Annotated in this window: 12 protein-coding genes; 4 read left to right on the top strand and 8 right to left on the bottom strand. The window is 62.7% G+C overall.

Annotation, left to right across the window (positions count from 1 at the left end):
* Positions 1 to 81 precede the first annotated feature (81 nt).
* The 3 genes from ABSY17_RS12205 to ABSY17_RS12195 all read left to right on the top strand — a co-directional run bounded on the left by ABSY17_RS12205 (position 82) and on the right by ABSY17_RS12195 (position 4554).
* Positions 82 to 861, top strand: a complete 780-nt coding sequence (locus ABSY17_RS12205; RefSeq protein ID WP_378950760.1) for an SDR family oxidoreductase — start codon at positions 82 to 84, stop codon at positions 859 to 861.
* 233 nt (positions 862 to 1094) lie between these two features.
* The gene (locus ABSY17_RS12200; RefSeq protein WP_378950757.1) at positions 1095 to 3413 is read left to right on the top strand and encodes an NADP-dependent malic enzyme; all 2319 of its coding nucleotides are present in this window, start codon (positions 1095 to 1097) and stop codon (positions 3411 to 3413) included.
* A gap of 244 nt (positions 3414 to 3657) precedes the next feature.
* On the top strand, positions 3658 to 4554 hold the full coding sequence (locus ABSY17_RS12195; protein ID WP_378950754.1) for a DUF2865 domain-containing protein: 897 nt from the start codon (positions 3658 to 3660) through the stop codon (positions 4552 to 4554).
* Here the strand turns inward: ABSY17_RS12195 and gltX are convergent.
* The 5 genes from gltX to ABSY17_RS12170 form a co-directional block, all read right to left on the bottom strand.
* Positions 4472 to 5845 carry a glutamate--tRNA ligase gene (gltX, locus tag ABSY17_RS12190; protein ID WP_378950751.1) on the bottom strand — a complete coding sequence of 458 codons (1374 nt, stop codon included), beginning with the start codon at positions 5843 to 5845 and terminating at the stop codon, positions 4472 to 4474. The two genes, ABSY17_RS12195 and gltX, sit on opposite strands and share 83 nt — an antisense overlap.
* Positions 5846 to 6005: 160 nt before the next feature.
* Positions 6006 to 7808 carry an ABC transporter ATP-binding protein gene (locus ABSY17_RS12185; protein ID WP_378952631.1) on the bottom strand — a complete coding sequence of 601 codons (1803 nt, stop codon included), beginning with the start codon at positions 7806 to 7808 and terminating at the stop codon, positions 6006 to 6008.
* Between the two features lie 400 nt (positions 7809 to 8208).
* The gene (locus ABSY17_RS12180) at positions 8209 to 8619 is read right to left on the bottom strand and encodes a GNAT family N-acetyltransferase (RefSeq protein WP_378950748.1); all 411 of its coding nucleotides are present in this window, start codon (positions 8617 to 8619) and stop codon (positions 8209 to 8211) included.
* Between the two features lie 42 nt (positions 8620 to 8661).
* Complete coding sequence (locus tag ABSY17_RS12175; RefSeq protein ID WP_378950745.1) at positions 8662 to 10344, bottom strand: NAD+ synthase; 1683 nt, start codon at positions 10342 to 10344, stop codon at positions 8662 to 8664.
* Positions 10345 to 10397: 53 nt separating this feature from the next.
* Positions 10398 to 11111: a DNA-3-methyladenine glycosylase I gene (locus tag ABSY17_RS12170; protein WP_378950742.1), complete on the bottom strand. Its 714-nt coding sequence runs from the start codon at positions 11109 to 11111 to the stop codon at positions 10398 to 10400.
* A 202-nt stretch (positions 11112 to 11313) separates the two neighbouring features.
* On the opposite strand from ABSY17_RS12170, the gene ABSY17_RS12165 reads away from it, so the two are divergent.
* Positions 11314 to 11913, top strand: a complete 600-nt coding sequence (locus ABSY17_RS12165; RefSeq protein ID WP_378950739.1) for a DedA family protein — start codon at positions 11314 to 11316, stop codon at positions 11911 to 11913.
* Here ABSY17_RS12165 and ABSY17_RS12160 read toward each other — a convergent pair.
* From ABSY17_RS12160 to ABSY17_RS12150, 3 genes are read right to left on the bottom strand one after another with little or no spacing between them, the layout of a single operon-like run.
* The gene (locus tag ABSY17_RS12160; protein WP_378950735.1) at positions 11899 to 12489 is read right to left on the bottom strand and encodes a hemerythrin domain-containing protein; all 591 of its coding nucleotides are present in this window, start codon (positions 12487 to 12489) and stop codon (positions 11899 to 11901) included. The genes ABSY17_RS12165 and ABSY17_RS12160 overlap by 15 nt on opposite strands.
* A gap of 40 nt (positions 12490 to 12529) precedes the next feature.
* The gene (locus ABSY17_RS12155) at positions 12530 to 12889 is read right to left on the bottom strand and encodes a diacylglycerol kinase (RefSeq protein ID WP_378950732.1); all 360 of its coding nucleotides are present in this window, start codon (positions 12887 to 12889) and stop codon (positions 12530 to 12532) included.
* Positions 12890 to 12939: 50 nt separating this feature from the next.
* Positions 12940 to 13737 carry a dioxygenase gene (locus ABSY17_RS12150; protein WP_378950729.1) on the bottom strand — a complete coding sequence of 266 codons (798 nt, stop codon included), beginning with the start codon at positions 13735 to 13737 and terminating at the stop codon, positions 12940 to 12942.
* Positions 13738 to 13781 lie beyond the last annotated feature (44 nt).

The raw sequence follows: 13781 nt of genomic DNA, 5'->3' as shown, positions 1-13781 counted from the left end.
AGATTCATGCAACAGCCGTGTGACGCTTGCGGCTGACGACAAGCGGACCTAGGGTTGGTCATCACCTACAGGAGACACGTAATGGATCTCGGCATCCGCGGGAAAAAGGCAATCGTCTGCGCGTCGAGCAAGGGACTCGGCAAGGGCTGCGCCATGGCGCTCGCAGAGGCGGGCTGCGAGCTTTTCCTCAATGGCCGCGACGCCGACACCCTCAGCAGGACAGCGGCCGAGATTCGCCTGCGCTTTAGCGTGCCGGTAACCGAAATCGTCGGCGACATATCGGATCCCGAGGTCCAGAAGGCGTTGCTGGCGGCCTGCCCGGCCCCCGACATCCTGGTCAACAACAATGGCGGGCCGCCCTATCGCGACTTCCGCGAACTCGATCGGGAAAAGATCCTCGCAGGCGTAACCAGCAACATGGTCACCCCGATCGAACTGATCAAGGCGGTCATCGACGGCATGGCGGCGCGCGGCTTCGGCCGCATCGTCAACATCACTTCCCTTTCGGTCTACGTGCCGATACCCGGCCTCGATCTGTCATCGGGCGCACGCGCCGGCCTCACCGCCTTCCTGGCGGGCGTGGCGCGCACGGTCGCGGACCGCAATGTCACCATCAACAACATGCTGCCGGGAAAGCTGGACACCGACCGCCTGCGTGGGCCGCACGACCCCGGCAGCATCGAGGACCCCGCAGAGGCTGCAGCACGGCGTGGGCGATTGAGTGCCGGAATTCCAGCCGGCCGGCTTGGCACGCCGGAAGAGTTCGGTCAGATCTGCGCCTTCTTGTGCTCGGTGCATGCCGGTTACATGACCGGCCAGAACATCCCGGTCGACGGCGGGCTCTATGTGAGCGCATTCTGACCGATCACCAAGATGTTCGGGACAGCGCCACGAGCGCGTCTTATGGACGCGTGGCGCCCCGAGGTCGCACAAATGACCGCATCGCTCCTTCAACCGTCGTCGGCAAACCGCTGGAATGATTGCCATTCCGGAACTTGAAAGTGATTCATCCTCCGTTTGGCCGTTGACGCCTCGAAAATACCGGCGGCCGTGCTAATAACGTCCTTTGCGATTGGATTCTTAAGGAGCAGGACATGACCGGGGACGAAAAGAAGAAGGAAGCGATCGCCGACCTGGATCACGCCGCCCTCTTCTTCCACAAGTACCCGATCCCCGGAAAGCTCGAGATCCAGGCGACCAAGCCGCTCGGCAACCAGCGCGACCTGGCGCTCGCCTATTCGCCCGGCGTCGCGGCCCCATGCCTTGCCATCCAGGACAACCCGGAGACCGCTGCCGATTACACCGCCCGCGCCAATCTTGTTGCGGTCATCTCCAACGGCACGGCCGTGTTGGGCCTTGGCAATATCGGCCCGCTGGCCTCCAAGCCGGTGATGGAAGGCAAGGCGGTGCTGTTCAAGAAGTTCGCCGGCATCGACGTCTTCGACATCGAGATCGACGCCCCCGAAATCGACCAGATGGTTAATACGATCGCGGCACTCGAGCCGACTTTCGGCGGTATCAATCTCGAAGACATCAAGGCGCCCGAGTGCTTCGAGGTTGAGGCGCAGCTGAAGGCCAAGATGCAAATCCCCGTCTTCCACGACGACCAGCACGGCACGGCGATCATCGTGGCGGCGGCGGTGCTCAACGGGCTCGAACTCGCCGGCAAGAAGATCGAGGACATCAAGATCGTGACGTCAGGCGCGGGGGCTGCGGCCCTCGCCTGCCTCAACCTGCTGGTCTCATTGGGCGCCCAGGTTGAGAACATCTGGGTCACCGACCGCTTCGGCGTCGCCTACAAGGGCCGCACCGAAGAGATGGATCGCTGGAAGGACCCTTACGTCAAGGACACCAACGCACGCGTGTTGGCCGACGTCATCGGCGGCGCCGACGTCTTCCTCGGCCTCTCGGCCGCCGGCGTTCTGAAGCCGGAACTGCTCGGCCAGATGGCCGAAAAGCCGCTGATCCTGGCGCTCGCCAACCCGAAACCGGAAATCATGCCGGAGGAGGCAAGGGCCGCACGGCCAGACGCCATGATCTGCACCGGCCGTTCGGATTTCCCCAACCAGGTCAACAACGTCCTTTGCTTCCCCTACATTTTCCGCGGCGCACTCGACTGCGGCGCACGCGCCATCAACGAGGAAATGAAGATGGCCGCCGTGCGCGCGATCGCCGCACTCGCACGCGAGGAACCGTCCGACGTTGCCGCGCGCGCCTATTCGGGTGAAACCCCGACCTTCGGGCCGAACTTCCTCATCCCCTCGCCCTTCGACCCGCGCCTCATCCTGCGCATTGCGCCTGCCGTCGCCAAGGCCGCTTGCGAGACAGGCGTGGCCAGCCGGCCGATCACCGATTTTGCGGCCTATGTCGACAAGCTCAACCGCTTTGTCTTCCGCTCCGGCCTGGTGATGAAGCCGATCTTCTCCAACGCAAAACAAGCGCCGTCCAAGCGCGTCATCTATGCCGACGGCGAAGACGAGCGCGTGCTGCGCGCCGCCCAGGTGGTGCTCGAGGAGGATCTGGCGAAGCCGATCCTGATCGGCCGTCCGCATGTCATCGAGGTACGGCTGAAGCGATACGGGCTGCGCATACGTCCTGGCATCGACTTCGAAGTCATCAACCCCGAGGACGATCCGCGCTACCGTCACTATGTCGAGCTCCTCATCGAGCTCGGTGGCCGCCGCGGCATCACGCCTGAAGCCGCGCGCACCATGGTACGCACCAACAACACGGTGATTGCCGCCATTGCACTGAAGCGCGGCGATGCGGACGCGATGATCTGCGGCCTGGAAGGACGCTTCGAGCGCCATCTGCGTAACGTCCAGCAGATCGTCGGCGCCCGCGAGGGCGTGCGTGATCGGGATCTGTCGACACTTTCGATGCTGATCTCGCAGCGCGGCGTGATGTTCTTCACCGACACTTATGTGACAGTGGACCCTTCGGCCGAAGAGATCGCCGAAATGACGGTCCTTGCGGCGGAGGAAATCCGGCGCTTCGGCATCGAGCCCAAGGCCGCACTTCTATCCCATTCGAATTTCGGCTCGCGCGACACGCCGAGCGCCAGGAAGATGCGTGATGCCGCCGAGATCCTGAAGCGCATCGCCCCCAAGCTGCAGGCCGACGGTGAAATGCATGGCGATTCGGCGCTTTCCGAAGCGCTGCGCCAGCGCGTCTACCCGCACTCGACGCTGAAGGGCGAAGCGAACCTGCTTGTCTTCCCCAATCTCGACGCCGCCAATATCGCGCTGACGACCGTCAAGACGATGCTCGACGCGCTGCATGTCGGCCCGATCCTTCTGGGCACCGCCCAGCCGGCCCATATCCTGACGCCCTCGGTCACCTCGCGCGGCATCGTCAACATGACCGCGCTTGCCGTGGTCGAGGCCACCCAAAGGGCTCAGGCGACCATCTGAGCCCCATCGGGAATAGGTCGCGGCCGACAAAACGGTTACTCTCGGCTGCAGCAGGCTTGAGTCGACCCTCGAAGGGAGCGGCATGTTCGGACGCGGCGCATGCGAAGTTGCACGGAAAAGGCCGCCTAACGTTTTGCTGGCGGCGCTTGCACTCCTGCCCTTCGCCATTGGGCCGACATTGGCCGCCACGCCGGAATGTCAACAACTCGCGGCACAGCTTGAACGGCCGCAAGGAGCATCGGGCGTGCTTGGCGGGCCCGGCATGCTGTCCGGCGATCAGATAGATGAGGCGCGTACACGCGCGGCTAAACTCGGCTGCGACCGGGCTATATCGGGCGACATGATCAGCGTTTGCGCCGCCCTGAACGCTGATATCGCCAGGATGCAAGACAATCTCGAGCGCCCCCACGCTCCGCCAAGCGCGGATACCAGGCGCGAGCGCGTCCGCATTCTCGACGCGATGGAACTGGCGGGCTGCCACGACCCTGACGCCGAGGACCAAGAGGCGGAATCGCCCTATGTTGCGCCAGCAGAGCAAGACTTCGGCGGCACGATCATCCGCGGTGGCAGCACGGAGTCCGTCGAGACGGGCTCGGGCTATCCGCAACGCATCGTGGTCGGCAGAACCGGGCCGCAAAGCATGGGCGAGTACCGCACGCTTTGCGTTCGCACCTGCGACGGCTACACCTTCCCACTATCGAGCACAGCGACAGTGTCCGACTTCCAGCGCGACCAGAAGAGTTGCGAAGCCGGTTGCCCGGGAACGGAGGTTGAACTCTTCTATCACTTGGCTGATGGCGAAACCCAGGACGACATGGTCTCGGCACGGTCGGGCCAGCCCTACCGGAAACTGCCGACAGCCTATCGCTACAAGCGGACCGATCTGCCGCGTGTGCCCGCTTGCGGCTGCAACATCGGCCAGAACCAGAACAGCAACTTCTCGATCATCGCGGGTGACGGGCGCCCGGTCCCGAGCGCGCCCGTCACCACGCCGACGATCGAGCGGCCGGCGCCTGAAGCCAGTGGCCCCAGCGCCATCCCCGCCCCGGACCGCAAGGTCAGGGCCGTCGGGCCAACGTTCCTTCCCGACCGACAAGGGGCAATAGATCTGCAAGCTCCGGCCCCGACTCAAGGCCGGTAAGCGCCAGCCTGAGCGGCATGAACAGCGCCTTGCCCTTGCGGCCGGTCGCTTCCTTCACCGCGGTCGTCCAGTTCTTCCAGACATTGCCGTCCCAAGGCTCCTCCGGCAGCAGGTCGAGCGCCTGGCCGACAAACGCCCGATCCTCGTCAGCAAGTTCCGCTGCCGGCTGAGGTCCTTCGCGCAGGATGCGCCACCAGATAGCGGCATCCGTAATCCGGTCCAGATTGCCGCGCACCGCCATCCAGAAGGCCTCGGCATGGTCGCCGCTGATGCCCATCACCATCAGTCGATCGCGCACTTCGGAAAAGGGCATATGATGCAGCAGCGCGCGATTGAGCACGACAAGCTCATCCGGATCGAACTTCGACGCCGATTTCGACGTCGCCGCCGGGTCGAATTTCTCCGCGAGATCGGCAAGGCTTGCCGTCGCCGTCACGTTTTCCGACGTTCCGACAAGTACGGCGAGCGATGCGACCGACATCGGCTCGATGCCGCTCTCGCGCAGGCTCTCGATCGACAGCGCGCCGGTGCGCTTGGACAGCCCCTCGCCGGAGGCAGTGGTCAGCAGGTTGTGATGTCCGAACACTGGCGGTTCAGCACCGAGTGCGCGAAACAGCGCGATCTGCACGCCGGTATTGGTGACGTGGTCGTCGCCACGAATGATGTGGCTGACCCCCATCTCGAAGTCGTCGACCACCGAAGGCAGCGTGTAGAGATAGGTGCCATCGGCCCGCACCAGCACGGGGTCGGAAAGCGATGCGAGGTCGACCGTCTCTTCGCCTCTAACCAGGTCGTCCCAGACGATCTCGGTGCGCTCGGTCTCGAACGGATCGGAGCCGAAATTGGGCAACAGGAAGCGCCAGTGCGGCTTGCGGCCTTCCAACTCGTATTCCGCGCGTTCGGCCTCGGTCAGCTTCAGCGCCTCGCGACCATAGACCGGCGGCAGGCCGCGGGTACGACGCACCTTGCGACGCAGGTCGAGCTCTTCCGGCGTCTCGTAGCAGGGGTAGAGCACACCGGCAGCCTTGAGCTTTTCGACGGCAGCGTCGTAGCTGCCAAAGCGCCGCGACTGGTATTCGGTCTGGTCGGGGAAGATGCCGAGCCAATGCAGATCGTAGAGGATCGAGTCGGCGTATTCCTGGCGTGAGCGCTCGACATCAGTGTCGTCGAAGCGCTGGATGAAGCGCCCCCTGTGCTTGAGGGCGAACAGCCAGTTGAACAAGGCCGTGCGCGCATTGCCGATATGGATGCGGCCGGTGGGCGAAGGGGCGAAGCGAACTGTAACGGTCATGGCCGGGGGCGTAGCGGATGGCATTTGCGTTGACAAGGCTGCGCCCTCGTTCCTTCCCTTTCAGAAATAGATGATCCCCGGTTCCATTGAAAGCCAACCATGGGAACGACAGCTTCAAAGTGGCCGATGAGCCGCAAAAATTCGCGACCCATCGGAGGTTTCAGACGAGCCCCTTGGTCAGTTCCAGCGCCTGGCGTTCGAACAGCCGGCGATATATGCCGCCGTCGAGACGGACCAGCGCCTCGTGGCGTCCTTCCTCCACGATCCTGCCCCGGTCGAAGACCAGCAGCCGGTCCAGTGCGCGCACCGTCGACAGCCGGTGGGCGATGATCAGCGTCGTGCGCCCGACCATCAGCCGCTCCATCGCCTGCTGGATCAACACCTCCGATTCCGAATCGAGGCTCGACGTCGCCTCATCGAGGATCAGGATCGGCGCATCCGCGAGGAAGGCGCGCGCAATCGCCACGCGCTGGCGCTCGCCGCCCGACAGCTTGACACCGCGCTCGCCGACCAGCGTGCCATAGCCCTTGGGCAGCCGCTGGATGAAGTCGTGCGCGCTGGCGAGCTTCGCCGCGTGCTCGATCTCGGCCTGGGTAGCGCCCGGCCGGGCGTAGGCGATGTTCTCGGCCAGCGAGCGGTGGAACAGGATAGGCTCCTGCTGGACGATGGCGATCTGCGCGCGCAGCGACGATTGCGTCGCCTTGGCAATATCCTGCCCGTCGATCACGATCCGGCCATCACCGACATCGTAGAGCCGCTGGATGAGCTTGACGAAAGTCGTCTTGCCCGAGCCCGAATGCCCGACCAGCCCGACACGCTCGCCCGGGCGGATGGACACCGAGAAGTCGCGGTAGAGCGGCCGCGAATGGCTGCCATAGTGGAACGTCACATGGTCGAACTCGATGCCGCCGTCGCGAATCTGGATCGGCCTGGCGCCAGGCCGATCGGCGACGCCGAGCGCCTGCCCCTGGATATCGACCAGTTCCTCCATGTCGTTGACCGATCGCTGCAGGTTGCGGATGTGCATCCCGACATCGCGCAGATAGCCCTGCAGCAGAAAGAACGAGGTCAGAACGAATGCAATGTCGCCTGCACTCGCTTGACCGCTCGACCACAAATGGAGTGCGAAGCCGATGATCGCAGCGCGCAGTAGGACAAGTGTGATGTTCTGCGAGGTTCCATTGATCGTACCGCGCATCCAGGTGCGTCCAGTACGGTGCCGCCACTTGGCGACGACCTTGGCGAGACGATCTTCCTCGCGCTCTTCCGCACCGAAGGCCTTGACCACGGAATTGCAGGAGACCGCATCGGCCAGCGAGCCGCCGAGCCGCGTGTCCCAACTGTTGGCCAGGCTCGCCGCCGGCGCGACGAAGCCGAGCGACAGCAACACCGTCTGGGCGATGAAGATCAGCGAACCGGCCGCGATGATCAGGCCCATCATCGGCCAATGCCAGCCGAGCAGAACGGTCGAGCCGACCAGCATCACGAAGGACGGCAACAGCGCCACCAGAAGCGTGTCGTTGAGCAGATCTAGCGCCCACATGCCGCGCGTGACCTTGCGCACCGTCGAGCCGGCGAAGCTGTTGGCATGCCAGTCGGTCGAAAAGCGCTGGACGCGGTGGAAGGCGTCGGCCGCGATGTCGGACATCATCTTCAGGGTCAGCTTGATGATCCCGGCAAAGGTGATGTGGCGGAACACCAGCGAGCCGGTAGCGAGCGCCAGCAGCGTGAAGAACGCAGACAAAGCCGCATTCCACGCCACCTCGTCGGTGGCGGCGCCGCTGGCGACCGCGTCGATCAGGCGGCCCGAATAGAGCGGCGTCAGCACATCGGCCATCGTCGAGATGAGTACGGCCCCGGAGATGGCGGCGATCCGCACCGGCTGACGCCGCCAGTGCCGGAAAGTGAACCCTAGAACGCTGCGGAATGCGCCGCCGCGCAAGTTGATACGGAAACGAGCCATGATGTCATCGAGGCGCCGCAACTGACGCCTTCCTCGAAAAAAGAATGTCCAAAGGCGCGACGAATAATTCTTGGTGAATCAGGAAGTCGCGATACGGCGGCGTCGAAAATTTGGGACGCCGGGAGCGGTTCGACTGGTCAGCGACCTCGGTTCAAACCTCGGGAGGACATGTCGTACTCTGGCATTCAGACCTCCCTGCTCGTAGCCGCGAAAGACTTGCTTATAGCCGAGCAATGCCGAGCCGCCAACCCCGGCAAGAGATCAAAACCTGTTGGGCCAGAAGCAACGACGAAGTTCCTCGCGGTCGTGCAGTAGGCAAACCAAATGTGGTTTCATCGCATGAACGAATTCGACATTTTCCGGGCAGTTCCGGAAGACAATCCGGCTAGACTTGCGCCAGTCATGCTGGCTGCCGGGCAAGCCGCATATACATGCCGTCGGTCGCCGTCTCGAAGCCGAACTGCTCGTAGAGGCTGTGCGCGTCGCTGGTGCGCAGGCTCCAGCTTGTCACGCTCGCCAGGTCCGGATGGTCGAGCAGGGCCTGGATCAACTTCTTGCCGATGCCGAGACCGCGATTCCCGGGCCAGACCATGACGTCGGACATATAGGCAAAGCAGGCGTAGTCGGTGATAGCCCGGGCAAAACCGACTTGCTGGCCAGCTAGATGGGCAGCCACGCAAAGCGAATTGGCGAAGGCGCGGCGATTCCCCTCGTCAGTGCGGCCCGCTCCCCAATAGCTCGCCTTGACGGCTTCGGACGTCTTGTCGAAGTCGATCCGCGAAACGTCAAAGCTGATTTCGACCGCGGTCACGGACCCCTACCCTCAAACTGATTTGAAATTGAATTCAGCGACTTACCCGCGATCCCTGAATCGGTTCGTGATCGGGTAACGGCGATCGCGGCCAAAGTTCTTCTTGGTGATCTTCACGCCCGGTGCCGCCTGGCGACGCTTGTACTCAGCGACATAGAGCAGGTGCTCGACGCGATGCACCGTGTCGCGGTCATGGCCGCGCGCGACGATCTCGTCGACCCCCATCTCGTTCTCGACGAGACATTCGAGGATGTCGTCGAGCACCGGATATGGCGGCAGCGAATCCTGGTCGGTCTGGTTGGGCCTGAGTTCCGCCGAAGGCGCCTTGTCGATGATGTTCTGCGGGATCACCTCGCCCGAGGGACCAAGCGCGCCGGGCGGCACGTGCGTGTTGCGCCAGCGTGACAGCGCGTAGACCTGCATCTTGTAGAGGTCCTTGATCGGGTTGAAGCCGCCATTCATGTCGCCATAGAGCGTGGCATAGCCGACCGACATCTCGCTCTTGTTGCCGGTGGTAACCACCATCGAGCCGAACTTGTTGGAGACCGCCATCAGGATCGTGCCGCGGGCGCGGCTTTGCAGGTTCTCTTCGGTGATGCCTTCCTGGGTGCCCTCGAACAGCTGCGTCAGCGCATGCAAGAAGCCCTCGACCGGCTCCTGGATGGGCACGATGTCATAGCGGCAGCCGAGCGCGCGGGCGCAGTCCTCGGCATCCTTGAGCGACTCACCGGACGTATAGCGATACGGCATCATGATGGCGCGAAGCCGCTCCTCGCCGAGCGCATCGACCGCAAGGGCTGCGCAAATGGCGGAATCGATGCCCCCCGAAAGGCCGAGCACGACATTCTTGAAGCCGTTCTTGTTGACGTAGTCGCGCAGTCCCAACATGCAGGCGCGATAGTCGGCCTCTTCCTTTTCAGGAATTTTGGACATCGGCCCTTCAACGCAGGCCCAGCGCTCGCCGTTTCTCTTCCACGTGGTAATCGCCACCGCCTCTTCGAACTGGCTCATCTGGAAGGCCAGCGAGTGGTCAGCATTGATCGCGAAGGACGCCCCATCGAACAGCAGTTCGTCCTGGCCGCCCAGTTGGTTGGCATAAAGCAGCGGCAGGCCGCTCTCGATCACCTGGCGAATCGCTACCTGATGGCGGACGTCCATCTTGGCGCGATGGTAGGGGGAGCCGTTCGGCACCAGCAGGATTTCGGCACCGCTCTCGGCCAGCGTCTCGCAGACGCCGAGATCGCCCCAGATATCCTCGCAGATCGGGATTCCGAGCCGCACGCCGCGAAAGTTGATCGGCCCGGGCATGTCCGGGCCAGGCTGGAAGACGCGCTTTTCGTCGAACTCGCCGTAATTTGGCAAGTCGACCTTGTAGCGCTCGGCGATGACCTTACCAGCGTCGGCAACGATGATCGAATTGTGCAGGCCGCTCTTGCGCCGAAGCGGCACCCCGACGATCACGCCCGGCCCACCGTCAGCCGTATCATTGACAAACTCTTCCACCGCGCGCTCGCACGCGGTGACGAAAGCCGGCTTCAGCACCAGATCTTCCGGCGGATAACCGGCGAGGAAGAGTTCCGTGTAGAGCACAAGGTCCGCACCCTGGCGCGCCGCGTCCGCCCGCGCCTCGCGTGCCTTGGCGAGATTGCCGGCGATATCGCCGACCGTCGGGTTGAGCTGGGCCACAGCAATGCGAAGCACGTCGGGAATGGATCTTTTCGTCATGTCAGCGATTTAGCCTCAGTATTCCGCTCGGGCAATGGCGATCGACTGGGCCATCACTCGCCCATATAGGCGCGAAGCTCGTCGACAGGATGATTAGTGCCGATCGACATCGACAGGATGCGCGAGATATGGGCGCGCGGCAGCCCGGTCTTGGCAGCCCAGTCGTTGATCTGGGCCTGCACCTTGGCGAGATCCTTCTTCGACGACGCCGTCTCGCCAATGTCGAGCCCGGCGTCGCGCAGGGCAGCGATCATGTCCTGCGACAGGATGAAGGTGTCCCAGCCGAGCCAGCGAAGGAGATACTGGCCGGTGTTGCCGCCGAGTCGGCTGCCATGCTTGCCGAGATAGGCGGTCAGCCCTACCTGATCGTCTGCCGGCCATGCCGCGAGAAACTTGCCGAAGCTGCCATGTTCAATAGCCACGCGCTCGACGAAAGCGGCGTTGTCGCGCACCGACCTGATCTTCTGCGGATTGCGAACGATGCGCTTGTCTGAAGCTAGATCGTGCCAGAAATCGTCGGGCTGGAACAAAAGCCGCTTCGGCTCGAACCCGAGAAAAGCCTCCTCGAAGCCCGGCCATTTCTGCTCGATCACACGCCATACGAAACCCGCAGCGAATACCCGCTCGGCCATTGTGGAGAGGACGCGATCATCGCTGACGTCAGTCAAGGCACCATTGTCCGGCGCAGGCCCGAGCAACGATGTCAAAACTGCCTCGCCCCCCTTGCGCGCAGCTGCACGAGCCCTGATCTTGGCAAAATCCAGCATGATGTCTCCTAGCAGGCCGCGGTGGCTTGGTGCGCTGTCATCTTCTTATATGGATTTGCGGCTGCCAAGCAGGCGTCTTCACTGCGGAGTGGACGACGACCAAGACACGACAGATTTGGCCAAACGTTGGCTGGCGTGCCGGTGAGACTGCCGATCAATCGGACCGCGAAACGGAGACCACGATGAGCAAAGCACCAGCTTGATGATGGACACGCTCCATTACCTCGTCGAGCGTTTTGGGCTTCTCGCAGTCTTCATCGGCTGCATGGCGGAGGGTGAAAGCGTTGCAATCCTTGGCGGCTTCTTCGCCCATCAGCAGTTTTTTGCCACCTGGCATGTATTTGTCGTAGCCGCAGTCGGCGCCTTCCTGGGCGACACGCTCTTCTTCATCCTCGGCCGTCGCTACGCCGGCCATAAATATGTGCGCCTGCTGCGGCGAAGGCCCGGCTTCAGTCACGCCTTCAGGCTCGTGCAGGAACACCCCAACCTGTACGTACTCGGCAACCGCTATGTCTACGGCATGCGCCTGGTAGGCGGCATAGCCGCCGGCCTGTCGCGCATCCCGCTATCGCATTTCGTCATTCTCAATGCGCTGTCGGCGCTGGTATGGGCCGCGATCTTTGTCAGCCTTGGCTATGTCTTCGGCTTGGGCGCCGAACATATCCTAGGCGAGACGCTGAAGGCGCACCATCGCCTTGTCATCGGCCTGGGCATCGGCGCCGCCGTGACGATCGCCGCCTTGCTCGTGGCTCATCACAGGGCCAAGAAGGAACCGCCCGAAAAGGCTTCAATCGATCCCTAGCGCGCGATCGCCGCGGTCGAGGATCAGCGGGATGATCAGATCCTCTTCGTCAGCGAGATGCCGGGTCAGCATCGCAACCAGCCGTGCGTTCTCGTCGGCATAGGCGTCGGCAGCAAATCGCTGCTGGTCCTCGTTTTCCTGCAGCGAGCGGATAAAGGAGTTCGCAGTTTCCGCATTGCGCTCCAGCGCCTCATGGATGAGGTGATGGTCGGCATCGAGGATCTCGAAGCCGCGCTTCAGCCGCTTTTCGGCATTGGCGAAAACGGGGAAATAGTGATGGTCCTCGACATTGTGGTGGCCGTCGAGGTTCCCGAGGAAGAAGTTGAGCCGTGGCGCGAACCACTGTGCGAATCCCCGCGCATCGAGCCGCCCCTCCCGATAGTCAGCAATGCCGGAAGTCAGCATGCCGCCCAGTTCGCGGAACATATCGTGCCGCTGCAGCCACATCGACGCCATGCCATGAATGTTGTCGTGTCCTTGCCAGCTTTCACGCGGATAGTTTTCGACCAGCCAGCGCAAATCGTCAGGCAGACCTGAACGAACTTCGAGATGTTGGATATTGGCGTGGTCAGACATGTCAGTCTCCTTTGGTAACCGACATGTAGGGTCGATTGGGTCAGATCGGAAGGCCAAGCAAGCGCTCGGCCACGGCGAAGCCCCAGACGCCCAGTACGATGACGATGGTGATCAGAACAGCGAGCGAACCGCAGTCCTTGGCAAGCTGGATGTCGATGTTGAACTCGCGCGAAACCGCATCACAAGCGGCTTCGATGGCGGTGTTGAGCACTTCTACCGTGATCAGGAACAGGATCGAGCCGATCAACAGCGCATAGCCGCTCCAGGTCCCGGCAACGAACCATCCCACAGGAAGCGCCGCTACCAGCAAGATGACCTCCTGCTGGAACGCAGCCTCGGTCCGCATGAGCCGCGAGAACGCGCGCACCGAATTCTGGAAAGCCTTGACCAGCCGCTCCATGAAATGCCCTTTCAACGTGATCGAAAGGGCATCATGTAGCGGCTTGGCGGTCAGTCGAACAGATAGGAATCATTGGCGAAGAAGCCATAGTCGACCGAATCGTGCACCCGCCGCCCCTTGGCGCCGTCGCCTGCAGCTCCATAGGCGAAGAAGATCGGCATCAGATGCTCGTCCGTCGGGTGGTTCTCGGAGGGATAAGGCGCCCTCTCCTTCCAGTGCAGCAGCGCGTCGGTGTCGCCTGTCCCCAGCTTGGCGGCAAACCATCGGGTGAATTCATTCACCTTGTCCGACAGGGCTGGATCAGGCGCAGCGCCGTGCCGCAACTTCGAAAAGTAAGCCCGCAAGTTGTGCGTGATATGGCCCGAACCGATCAGGAGCACGCCTTCCCGGCGCAGCGGCGCGAGTGCCTTGCCGATCGCATAGTGCCAAGCCGCATCGCGATTGGGATCGATGGAAACCTGGACGACCGGAATATCGGCATCGGGAAAGGCCAGCTTCAGCGGTGTCCATGTGCCATGATCGTAGCCGCGTCTTTCATAGGTGTGCGGCTTGAGACCTGCCGCATCGAGCATGTCGAAGACACGCGCTGCCAGAGCCGGTTCGCCCGGAGCCGGATAGATCATCTTGTACAGTTCGGGCGCAAAGCCACCGAAGTCATAGATCATGCCCGGCTTCGGGTCAGTGACGACCGCGACGCCATCGGTCTCGAAGTGCGCAGAGACGATGACGATAGCCTTCGGTTTCGGCATGAGTGTCGAAACGGATTCGAGGTAGTGCCGCGCTGCAGTATCTGACAAGACGATGTCGGGACCGCCATGCGAAATGAAGAGTGTGGGCAACGAGGTCATGGTGTTTCTCCTTGCTCTCAATATACGCTTGCCCAAGGGTATCC

Origin of the sequence: Mesorhizobium sp. ANAO-SY3R2, assembly GCF_042466635.1 — a bacterium.
In the GTDB taxonomy this organism is placed as follows: Bacteria; Pseudomonadota; Alphaproteobacteria; order Rhizobiales; family Rhizobiaceae; genus Aminobacter.
Note: the sequence above shows the minus strand (reverse complement) of the source record. Positions and strands in the feature narration are given on the sequence as shown.

Coding starts and splice junctions, on each gene's coding strand:
- ABSY17_RS12150 (WP_378950729.1), bottom strand. CDS start 13,737: ATGACCTCGTTGCCCACACTCTTCATTTCGCATGGCGGTCCCGACATC.
- ABSY17_RS12185 (WP_378952631.1), bottom strand. CDS start 7,808: ATGGCTCGTTTCCGTATCAACTTGCGCGGCGGCGCATTCCGCAGCGTT.
- ABSY17_RS12165 (WP_378950739.1), top strand. CDS start 11,314: ATGATGGACACGCTCCATTACCTCGTCGAGCGTTTTGGGCTTCTCGCA.
- gltX (WP_378950751.1), bottom strand. CDS start 5,845: ATGACCGTTACAGTTCGCTTCGCCCCTTCGCCCACCGGCCGCATCCAT.
- ABSY17_RS12175 (WP_378950745.1), bottom strand. CDS start 10,344: ATGACGAAAAGATCCATTCCCGACGTGCTTCGCATTGCTGTGGCCCAG.
- ABSY17_RS12160 (WP_378950735.1), bottom strand. CDS start 12,489: ATGTCTGACCACGCCAATATCCAACATCTCGAAGTTCGTTCAGGTCTG.
- ABSY17_RS12205 (WP_378950760.1), top strand. CDS start 82: ATGGATCTCGGCATCCGCGGGAAAAAGGCAATCGTCTGCGCGTCGAGC.
- ABSY17_RS12170 (WP_378950742.1), bottom strand. CDS start 11,111: ATGCTGGATTTTGCCAAGATCAGGGCTCGTGCAGCTGCGCGCAAGGGG.
- ABSY17_RS12200 (WP_378950757.1), top strand. CDS start 1,095: ATGACCGGGGACGAAAAGAAGAAGGAAGCGATCGCCGACCTGGATCAC.
- ABSY17_RS12155 (WP_378950732.1), bottom strand. CDS start 12,889: ATGGAGCGGCTGGTCAAGGCTTTCCAGAATTCGGTGCGCGCGTTCTCG.